General features: G+C 70.2%; 8 protein-coding genes. All 8 read right to left on the bottom strand.

What is annotated here, in order from left to right; all coding sequences use genetic code 11:
* Window positions 1-448 precede the first annotated feature (448 nt).
* Genes HSO01S_RS14910 through argC form a run of 8 tightly spaced genes read right to left on the bottom strand, consistent with a single transcriptional unit; the run spans window position 449 to window position 8,127 of the window.
* Window positions 449-1,054 carry a DNA-3-methyladenine glycosylase gene (locus HSO01S_RS14910; protein WP_066042958.1) on the bottom strand — a complete coding sequence of 202 codons (606 nt, stop codon included), beginning with the start codon at window positions 1,052-1,054 and terminating at the stop codon, window positions 449-451.
* Window positions 1,055-1,076: 22 nt separating this feature from the next.
* Complete coding sequence (locus HSO01S_RS14905; RefSeq protein ID WP_066042957.1) at window positions 1,077-1,262, bottom strand: hypothetical protein; 186 nt, start codon at window positions 1,260-1,262, stop codon at window positions 1,077-1,079.
* On the bottom strand, window positions 1,259-2,722 hold the full coding sequence (gene argH, locus HSO01S_RS14900) for an argininosuccinate lyase (RefSeq protein ID WP_066042956.1): 1,464 nt from the start codon (window positions 2,720-2,722) through the stop codon (window positions 1,259-1,261). The genes HSO01S_RS14905 and argH overlap by 4 nt, the downstream gene beginning before the upstream one ends.
* The gene (argF, locus tag HSO01S_RS14895) at window positions 2,722-3,681 is read right to left on the bottom strand and encodes an ornithine carbamoyltransferase (RefSeq protein ID WP_066042955.1); all 960 of its coding nucleotides are present in this window, start codon (window positions 3,679-3,681) and stop codon (window positions 2,722-2,724) included. The genes argH and argF overlap by 1 nt, the downstream gene beginning before the upstream one ends.
* A gap of 29 nt (window positions 3,682-3,710) precedes the next feature.
* On the bottom strand, window positions 3,711-4,907 hold the full coding sequence (locus HSO01S_RS14890) for an acetylornithine transaminase (RefSeq protein ID WP_066042954.1): 1,197 nt from the start codon (window positions 4,905-4,907) through the stop codon (window positions 3,711-3,713).
* 36 nt (window positions 4,908-4,943) lie between these two features.
* A complete protein-coding gene (argB, locus tag HSO01S_RS14885; protein WP_084361711.1) occupies window positions 4,944-5,927 on the bottom strand; it encodes an acetylglutamate kinase in 984 nt (327 codons plus the stop codon).
* Window positions 5,927-7,087 carry a bifunctional glutamate N-acetyltransferase/amino-acid acetyltransferase ArgJ gene (gene argJ / locus HSO01S_RS14880; RefSeq protein WP_066042953.1) on the bottom strand — a complete coding sequence of 387 codons (1,161 nt, stop codon included), beginning with the start codon at window positions 7,085-7,087 and terminating at the stop codon, window positions 5,927-5,929. The genes argB and argJ overlap by 1 nt, the downstream gene beginning before the upstream one ends.
* Window positions 7,084-8,127 carry an N-acetyl-gamma-glutamyl-phosphate reductase gene (gene argC / locus HSO01S_RS14875; protein ID WP_066042952.1) on the bottom strand — a complete coding sequence of 348 codons (1,044 nt, stop codon included), beginning with the start codon at window positions 8,125-8,127 and terminating at the stop codon, window positions 7,084-7,086. The genes argJ and argC overlap by 4 nt, the downstream gene beginning before the upstream one ends.
* Window positions 8,128-8,144 lie beyond the last annotated feature (17 nt).

The following is an 8,144-nucleotide window of genomic DNA, read 5'->3' as shown; positions in this document are numbered from 1 at the left end:
TTGCACGACCCCGAAAGGCCGGCACATTTGTTTGCAGCACCCGGCCGGAATAGGCCCTGGCACTGCGAGTTTGAAACTGACAGAACAAATCATTACTGACTTGCTTTGTTTCGTTTAAATGTATTCCAAAGGAATCCCAACCAGACCGAAGCCTGGACGGGGTATTTGGCATTTGACAATGTGCACGCTGTTGAGTTCTCAAGGATCGGATGCACCAGAACCAGGCCTCACGACCGCCGCTCTGGGCAACTTCTCTACCCTAGCATCACTGTCCGGCTAGTCAAAACGACCGACTCGGACGAGGTGTGATGCAATGGGATTGTGTCTCCAACTTGAGGCCGGCAAGCTCTTCCGCTTTTCCGCACCTGTGGGGTGACGAGGGATTACATTACGCGGGACCTGAGGGGCTCGCAAATGGCCGTGCAGCCCGGGCGTGTCGCGCTCGGCGTCACAGCTTCGGGTGCTTCTTGTAGGGCGAGACGGTGGGCTCCCCCGCGAGATAGATGCGCCACGGGAACGGCTCGCGACCGCCGTCTCCGCTCACCCCGGTGCGGAGACTCGTCCTGACGACGGAGGGATCCGGGGTCGTCCCCGATGCCGGGAGGTCGAGCGAGAACGGCGGGGCGTCCAGCGCCGCGCCGTCATCCGTCATCGCGATGCCGAGAGCGCGGACGAGCCGGGCCGGGCCCTGGGCGAGATCGCGATCCGACTTGGAGGTGGGGCGTCGGCTGCGGGCGAGCTCGAGCCCTTCGACGACCTCCCCCGCGCGCAACAGCACGGCGGACGCTTCACCGGGAGGTGAGCAGACGATGTTGGCGCACACGTGCATCCCGTAGGTGAAGTACGTATAGAGCCGGCCCGGTTCGCCGAACATCACACCGTTCCGCCGGGTCTCGCCCCGGAAGGCGTGCGAGCCGGGATCGATGCCGACACCCAGGTACGCCTCGACCTCGGTGAGGCGCACGGCGACGCGGCCCTCCGGGGAGTCGTGGCCGATGATCGCGCCGAGCAACTGCGGCGCCACCTCCACAGCCGACGCCGAAAGGTCGATCACGGGTTCAGGTTCGCGGGCCGGATCAGAACAGGCGCACGCCGAGGGCGAGGCTGACGACGACGCCGGCGGCGAGCACGACGGCGGCCGCGGCGATCAGCACCCAGACCATCCGGCTCGACAGCGGGCGGCGCCAGAATCCGGGGTCGACGGGCTGCTCGCCCGACGGCACGGGACGAGAGGGCTTGGACTGCTTGCCGGGATCGGTCATGCTGCGCCTCCGGGAAGGGCCGAGGTCTGCGAGACGAGGGCGCGGACGCGCTCCGTCAGATGCGCGAGCTGCTCGCGGACGCGGACACCTGCGGTTCCGCCGGATCCGTCGCGGCTCGCCACGGATCCCTCGATCGTGAGCACCGATCGCACCTCGGGCGTGAGGTGCGGCGAGATCGACGCGAACTGCTCGTCGCTCAGCTCGTCGAGATCGAGGTCGTGGTCCTCGGCGAACTTGACCAGGGAGCCCGTGATCTCGTGCGCGTCGCGGAAGGTGATGTGCTGCTTGACCAGCCACTCGGCGACGTCGGTCGCCAGCGAGAAGCCCTGCGGTGCGAGCTCGGCCATCCGCTCGGTGTGGAAGGTGAGGGTCGCGACCATGCCGGTGAAAGCGGGCAGCAGCACCTCGAGGGTCTTGATCGAGTCGAAGACCGGCTCCTTGTCCTCCTGCAGGTCGCGGTTGTACGCGAGGGGCAGGCCCTTCAGCGTGGCCAGCAGCCCGGTGAGGTTGCCGATCAGGCGACCGGCCTTGCCTCGCGCGAGCTCGGCGATGTCCGGGTTCTTCTTCTGGGGCATGATCGACGACCCCGTCGAGTAGGAGTCCGAGAGGGTGACGAACCCGAACTCCTTCGTGTTCCAGATGATGATCTCCTCGGCGAACCGGGAGAGGTCGATGCCGATCTGCGCGGTGACGTAGGCGAACTCGGCGACCACGTCGCGCGAGGACGTGCCGTCGATCGAGTTCTCGACCCCGTGCGCGAAGCCGAGGTCGTGCGCGACGAACTCGGCATCCAGGCCCAGGGTGTTGCCGGCGAGGGCGCCCGATCCGTAGGGCGAGGCGTCGGCACGCGCATCCCAGTCGCGGAGGCGTTCGATGTCGCGGACGAGCGGCCAGCAGTGCGCGAGTAACTGGTGCGCGAGCAACACCGGCTGGGCGTGCTGCAGGTGGGTGCGGCCGGGGAGGATCGCGTCGAAGTTCGCGTCCGCCTGCGATGCGGTGGCGTCGATCAGGTCGACGAGCAGGCGGGTCAGGGTTGCGGCATGATCGCGGAGCAGCATCCGCACCAGGGTCGCGATCTGGTCGTTGCGACTACGGCCGGCGCGGAGCTTGCCGCCGAGCTCGGGACCGGAGAACTCGATCAGACCGCGTTCGAGCGCGGAGTGCACGTCTTCATCCGTCGGTTGCGGGGTGAACTCCCCCGAGTCGACGGCGGCGGCGAGGGAGTCGAGCGCCTCGAGCATGCCGTCGAGCTCGGCCGCCGTGAGGTAGCCGGCGCGGGCGAGGGCCCGGGCGTGGGTGCGGGATCCCGCGATGTCGTACTGCGCGAGCTGCCAGTCGAAGTGCGTCGAGCGGCTCAGCTCGGCGAGTTCGGGGGCGGGGCCGCCGGAGAAGCGGCCGCCCCAGAGGGCTCCGGCCTCCGCGGCCCGGTTCGTGGCGTCGCCCGGTTCGTCGGCGCTCATCAGAAGCCCGCCTTCCGCGTCGGCGCCTTGGACTGGGCGTTCTGCTCGAACAGCCAGACCAGCAGGGCCTTCTGCGCGTGCAGCCGGTTCTCCGCCTCGTCCCAGATCACGCTCTGCGGCCCGTCGATCACCTCGGCCGAGACCTCGTAGCCGCGGTCGGCGGGAAGGCAGTGCAGGAAGAGCGCGTCATCCTTGGCGCGGGCCATCATGGCCTCGTCGACCTGGAAGCCGGCGAAGGAGGTGATGCGGGCCGCCTTCTCGTCCTCCTTGCCCATCGAGACCCAGGTGTCGGTGACGATCACGTCGGCGCCGGTGGCGGCCTCGGCCGGATCCTCCAGCACGAGCACCGATCCCCCGGTCTCGGCCGCGCGGGCCTCGGCGTCGGCCACGACGGACGGGTCCGGCGCGTAGCCGGCCGGGCTCGCGATCCGCACGTTCATGCCCGCGGTCGCGCCGGCGAGCAGGTACGACTGGGCCATGTTGCTCGCCCCGTCGCCGAGGAAGGCGACGGTGAGCCCGGCGAGCGCCCCGCGGTGCTCGCGGATGGTCAGGAAGTCGGCCAGCAGCTGGCACGGGTGGAAGTCATCCGACAGGGCGTTGACGACCGGGACCGTGGTGCCGGCCGCCATCTCCTCGAGACCCGACTGCGCGTAGGTGCGCCAGACGATGGCGGCGACCTGGCGCTCGAGCACGCGCGCGGTGTCGGATGCGGTCTCCTTGCCTCCGAGCTGGCTCGAGGCGGTGGAGATGATCAAGGGGATGCCGCCCAGGTCGGCGATCCCGACTGCGAACGAGACGCGGGTGCGGGTCGAGGACTTGTCGAAGATGACGGCCACCGTCTGCGGACCCTCGAGCGGGCGCGCCTGGAAGCGGTCGCTCTTCAGGCGCTCGGCCAGGTCGAGGATCTCGGCCTGCTCGGCAGGGGTGATGTCGTCGTCGCGGAGGAAGTGCCGGGTCATGAATCGCCTCGGGTCGGGAACGGAAAGGATCAGGATACTGCCGCGAAGGCGGCGCGCACGCGGTTGCCGAACTCACGCACCTCGTCGTCGCCGATGATCAGGGGCGGCGCGATGCGCAGGCTCGAGTCGTTCGGGGCGTTGATGATGAGGCCGTGCTCGAGCGCCGCATCCGCGATCCGGGTCGCGACCGGCTCGGTCAGGCCGACGCCGACGAGGAGTCCCTGGCCGCGCACCTCGGCGATCAGCGAGGTGTCGATCTCGCGCAGCACGGTGCGCAGCTGCTCGCCGCGGAGGCGCGCGTTCTCGATCAGTCCGGCCCGCTCGATCTCACCGAGCACCGCGTTCGCGGTCGCGGTCGCGAGCGGGTTGCCGCCGAACGTGCTGCCGTGCATCCCGCGCTGGAAGAGGTCGGAGGCCCAGCCGAAGGTGACCAGCGAGCCGATCGGGAAACCGCCGGCCATCCCCTTCGCGACGGTCACCGCATCCGGGACGATGCCGGCGTTCTGGTAGGCGAACCAGGCGCCCGTGCGCCCGACCCCGGTCTGGATCTCGTCGAGGACGAGGAGAACGCCGTGCTCCTCGGTGAGCTCGCGGGCCCGGGTGAGGAAACCGGCCGGCAGGTCGAGCACGCCGGCCTCGCCCTTGATGGGCTCGACGAAGAGGGCGGCCACGGTGTCGTCGATCGCGGCCTCGAGCGCCTCGATCGTGGAGTCGATGTGGTGGACGCCGCCGGGCATCGGCTCGAAGGGCTCGCGCATGGCGGGCTTGCCGGTGAGGGCGAGCGCCCCCATCGTGCGGCCGTGGAAGGAGTTGGTGAGCGCCAGGATCTTGGTGCGGGTGGGCGACGTGTTCAGCCGCGCGAGCTTGAACGCGGCCTCGTTCGCCTCGGCGCCCGAGTTGCAGAAGTAGGCCCGGCCGCCGTCGCCGGCTCCCGTGATCCGGGTCAGGCGCTCGGCGAGCTCGAGCTGGGGCGGGGTCGAGAAGTAGTTCGAGACGTGGGCGAGCGTGCCGGCCTGGCGGGAGACCGCCTCGACGAACACCGGATGCGCGTGCCCGAGCGAGTTGACGGCGATGCCGGCGAGGAAGTCGAGGTACTCGCGGCCCTCGTCGTCCCAGACATAGGCGCCCTCACCGCGCACCAGGCAGCGCAGCGGCATGCCCATCGTGCGCATCAGCGACCGGTCGAAGCGACTCGGCCACGGGTTGTCCGTTCCGATGCTGGACATCGGTTCCTCCGTTTCGGGTTGCCCGGCGGGGCCGGGTCAGCGGGCCGGGGCCGGCACCACCTCGGTGCCGACACCGCCCTGGGTGAAGACTTCGAGCAGGATCGAGTGCGGCTCGCGCCCGTCGATGATCGCGGCCTTGGCCACTCCCCCGTCGACGGCCTCGAGGCACGCCGACATCTTGGGGATCATCCCGGACTCCAGGCTCGGCAGCAGGTCGCGGAGCTCTTCGCTGCCGATCACCGAGACGAGCGAGTCGCGGTTCGGCCAGTCGCTGTAGAGACCGGCCACGTCGGTCAGGATGACGAGCTTCGCCGCGCTGAGGGCGACGGCGAGCGCGGCGGCCGCGGCATCCGCGTTCACGTTGAGCACCTGGCCCGGTTCGTCGATGTCGGGGGCGATCGAGGAGACGACCGGGATGCGGCCGGCCTCGAGCTGCGCGAGCACGCCTTCCGGGTTCACCCCGACGACGTCGCCGACCTGGCCGAGATCGACCTGCTCGCCGTCGATCTCGATCGTGCGCTTCCGGCCCTCGAACAAGCCCGCGTCCTCGCCCGACAGGGCGGCGGCGAGCGGGCCGTGCTCGTTTATGTGACTGACGATGTCGCGGCTGATCTGCCCGGTGAGCACCATGCGCACTACGTCCATCGCCTCGGGGCTCGTGACCCGGTAGCCGCCGCGGAACTCGCTCGCGATGCCGAGGCGCTCGAGCATCCGGGAGATCTGCGGCCCTCCCCCGTGCACCACGACGGGGCGGATGCCGGCGTACCGGAGGTAGACGATGTCCTCGGCGAAGGTGCGCTGCAGGTCGGGGTCGACCATCGCGTTGCCGCCGAACTTGATCACCATGATCTGGCCGTGGAAACGCTTGAGCCACGGCAGGGAGTCGATCAGGGTCTGCGCCTTGACGTGGACGAGGGCGGCCGCCTCGGCAGCGGTCGCGGGGTCGGCCAGGCCCGCGCCCGCGCTAATGCTCGACCCGGTGGGCGCGGTGGGCGGGGTGGATCCGATCGGCTCGCTCATCAGCTGGCGTAGGCGCTGTTCTCGTGCACGTAGTCGTGCGTGAGGTCGTTGGTGAGGATCGTCGCGGCGGCGTCGCCGGCCTTGAGGTCGATCAGGATCGTCGTCGCGCGCGGGGTCAGGTCGACCAGCGTGCGGTCCTCCCCGGGCTCGCCGCTCCGGCAGACCATGACGCCGTTCATCGAGACGTCGATGGCGTAGGGGTCGAAGGCGGCGTCAGTCGTGCCGATCGCTGCGAGCACACGGCCCCAGTTCGGGTCGTTGCCGAAGATAGCGGCCTTCAGGAGGTTGCTGCGCGAGACCGCGCGGCCGACGACGACCGCCTCGTCCTCGCTCGCGGCGTTCACCACCTCGATCGCGATGTCGTGGCTCGCGCCTTCGGCGTCACCCTGAAGCTGCAGGCAGAGGTCGGCGCAGAGATCGGTGAGGGCCTCGGCGAATTCCGCCTCGTCGGCGACTACGCCCGAGGCGCCGGAGGCGAGGAGGGCGACGGTGTCGTTGGTCGACATGCAGCCGTCCGAGTCGACGCGGTCGAAGGTGACCCGGGTCGCAGCGCGCAGGGTGCGGTCGAGCACTTCGGGCGGGAGGTCGGCGTCGGTCGTGATCACGACCAGCATCGTCGCGAGGCCCGGCGCGAGCATCCCGGCGCCCTTGGCCATGCCGCCGATCGACCAGCCGGCAGCCGACTCGGCGACCGCTTCTTTGGGGTGCGAGTCGGTCGTCATGATCGCGAGCGCCGCAGCCGCCCCGCCGTCGGCGGAGAGCGCCGAGACGCTGGCCGGCACGTGGTCGAGGATCGCGTCGCGGAACACCTGATCGCCCACGCCGATGAGGCCCGTGGAACACACGAGCACATCGCCGGCCGAGACCGACAGCCCCTCGGCGACCGCCTCGGCGGTGGCGTGGGTGGTCTGGAAGCCGAACGACCCGGTGAAGCAGTTGGCGCCGCCGGAGTTCAGGATGACCGCGGCGACCGAGCCGTCTCTGATGACCTGCTCGGACCAGAGCACCGGGTTGGCCTTGGCGCGGTTCGAGGTGAACACGGCGGCCGCATTGGTCAGGGGGCCGTCGTTGACGACGAGTGCGAGGTCGCGCGCGCCGGTCGACTTGAGGCCGGCGACGACTCCGGAGGCGCGGAATCCGGCGGGACGGGTGATGCTCACGGGGCGACTCCGTTCACGGGGAGCCCGAGACCCTCGGGCAGCCCCAGGGCGATGTTGGTCGACTGGATGGCGGCGCCCGCCGTGCCCTTGACGAGGTTGTCGAGCGCCGTGACGGTCACCACGCGCTCGGCGGCCTCGTCGACCATCAGCCCGATCAGCGCGGTGTTGGCGCCGATCGTGTCGCTGACGCTCGGGAACTCGCCCTCGGGCAGCAGCTGCACGAAAGGCTCGTCGGCGTAGGCCAGGCTCCAGGCCGAGCGCACGTCGGCGGCGCTGACCCCGGGCTGCAGCCGCGCGGTCGAGGTGGCCAGGATGCCGCGCGCCATCGGCACGAGGACGGGGGTGAACGACACGGTCACCGGTTCGCCCGGCCCGCTGAGGTTCTGGATGATCTCGGGCACGTGCCGGTGGGTGCCGCCGATGCCGTAGGCGTGCGCCGAGCCCAGGATCTCGCTCGCGAGCAGGTCGGTGCGCAGGGTCTTGCCGGCACCGGACGGGCCGACGGCCAGGACAGCGCCGAGGTCGATCGGCTGCACCACCCCGGCCCGGAGGCCGGGCGCGAGCGCGAGGCTCACCGCCGTGACGTTGCAGCCCGGCACCGCGATGCGGTTGACACCGGCGAGGTTCTCGCGCTGCTTGACACCCGAGGGCAGCAGCAGTTCGGGCAGGCCGTAGGGCCAGGAGCCGTGGTACTCCGACTTGTAGAACTTCTCCCAGGCGTCGGCGCTCGTGAGCCGGTGGTCGGCGCCGCAGTCGACGACGAGGCTCGCGTCGCCGAGCTCGGCCGCGAGGGCTCCCGAATGCCCGTGGGGCAGGGCGAGGAAGACCACGTCGTGGCCCTTCAGCACCTCGGCGGTGGTCTCCTGCAGCACCATCCCCGCGTACGAGCGCAGGTGCGGGTGCAGGGCGACGAGAGGCTGACCGGCGTTCTTGTTCGCCGTCACCGTGCGAACCTCGAACTCCGGATGCGCGCTCAGCAGACGGAGCAGCTCGCCGCCCGCGTATCCGCTGGCACCGGCGATCGCGACTGAGTAGACCATGGATCCAATCTAGCCCG

This window comes from Herbiconiux solani NBRC 106740, assembly GCF_001571005.1.
GTDB classification, from domain to species: domain Bacteria; phylum Actinomycetota; class Actinomycetes; order Actinomycetales; family Microbacteriaceae; genus Herbiconiux; species Herbiconiux solani.
The sequence above is the reverse complement of the archived record's forward strand: the minus strand, read 5'-3'. Positions and strand labels throughout refer to the sequence as shown.